Source organism: Glycomyces sp. NPDC021274 (genome assembly GCF_040641195.1).
In the GTDB taxonomy this organism is placed as follows: domain Bacteria; phylum Actinomycetota; class Actinomycetes; order Mycobacteriales; family Micromonosporaceae; genus Glycomyces.
Genome location: NZ_JBFADC010000099.1, coordinates 1 through 1,190, shown reverse-complemented (window position 1 = coordinate 1,190; position 1,190 = coordinate 1). Strand labels below are relative to the sequence as shown.

Genomic DNA, 1,190 nt, shown 5'->3' with positions numbered 1-1,190 from the left:
AGTTCGCCGAGTGCTTCCTCATGGGCGGCGGCGAACTCCTCGCCGCACACCCGCTCAGCTGAAACCCACACGCCACGGGCCGCCACAGCAGACCAGGCCCTACGGGGAGATCCCCGAGGGCCTGGAGGAGAGCCCCGAGGACCTAGATGACGGTCCCCACGCCGCCCTTGCCGTCCGACACCGGATGCCCGGCCGCCTCCCACGCCTGCATACCGCCCGCGACATTCACCGCGTCGATGCCCTGCTGGATCAAATACTGCGCGACCTGAGCCGACCGCCCACCGACCCGGCACATCACATAGACCTTGCCGCTGTCCGGCGCCGCCTCCGTCAACTCCCCGTAACGGGCGACGAATTCGCTCATCGGAATGTGCAGCGCGCCCTCGGCGTGCCCGGCCGCCCACTCGTCGTCCTCACGGACGTCCAGGAGGAAGTCCTCGGGCGTGAGGACATCGACACCGACCGTGGGCACAGAACCAAAATGCATACTCCCGACGCTACCCGACCAGCTGGGCGAGATACGCCTCGCGTTCCCGGACGTCGGCCATCAGCTTCTCGGCGATCTCGTCCAGCAGCGCATCCGGATCGTCCGGCGCCATCCTGATCATCGAGCCGATCGCGCTGGCCTCCAGCTCCGCGACGACCGAAGCCAGCAGCTCCTTGCGCTCGGCCAGCCACTCCAGCCGGGCATAGAGCTCCTCGTTCTCGCTCGGCCGACGCTCGGCGGGCGCCGGACCGGCCTCCCACTCCCGCACCAGCTCCCGCAGCAACGCCTCGTCGCCCCGCCCGTACGCAGCGTTGACCCGCGCGATGAACCCGTCCCGACTGGCCCGCTCCGCGTCGTCCCGCGCCAGGTCCGGATGCGCCCGGCGCACCAGGTCGCGGTAGAGCTTGCGGGCCTCCTCGCCGGGCCGCACCTTCGGCGGCGGCTGAACCGGCTGATCCGTGAGCATCGCCTGCGCCTCGGGGAACAGCCCCTCCGACCCCAGCCAGCCGTGGAACAGCTCCTCCACCTGCGGCATCGGCAACACCGACGCACGTGCCTCGCGGGCTTTACGGATGTCCTCGGGGTCGCCGGAGCGCGCCGCCACGGCCTCCGCGATCTGCGCGTCCAGCTCGTCCAGCCACGCGTACATGGGGCCGAGCCGCTGGTGGTGCAGCCGGGAGAAGTTCTCCACCTCCACCCGGAA

At 70.5% G+C, this 1,190-nt stretch carries 2 protein-coding genes; both read right to left on the bottom strand.

Features of this window, described 5'->3' with window-relative positions:
- Positions 1-142: 142 nt before the first annotated feature.
- Positions 143-487, bottom strand: a complete 345-nt coding sequence (locus tag AB0I03_RS26875; RefSeq protein ID WP_360417430.1) for a rhodanese-like domain-containing protein — start codon at positions 485-487, stop codon at positions 143-145.
- Between the two features lie 10 nt (positions 488-497).
- Positions 498-1,190, bottom strand: a 693-nt coding sequence (locus AB0I03_RS26870) for a hypothetical protein (RefSeq protein WP_360417428.1), incomplete at its 5' end; no start/stop codon positions are given.

Excerpts from the sequence above, each read along its gene's own strand:
- AB0I03_RS26875 (WP_360417430.1), bottom strand. The coding sequence starts at position 487 with ATGCATTTTGGTTCTGTGCCCACGGTCGGTGTCGATGTCCTCACGCCC.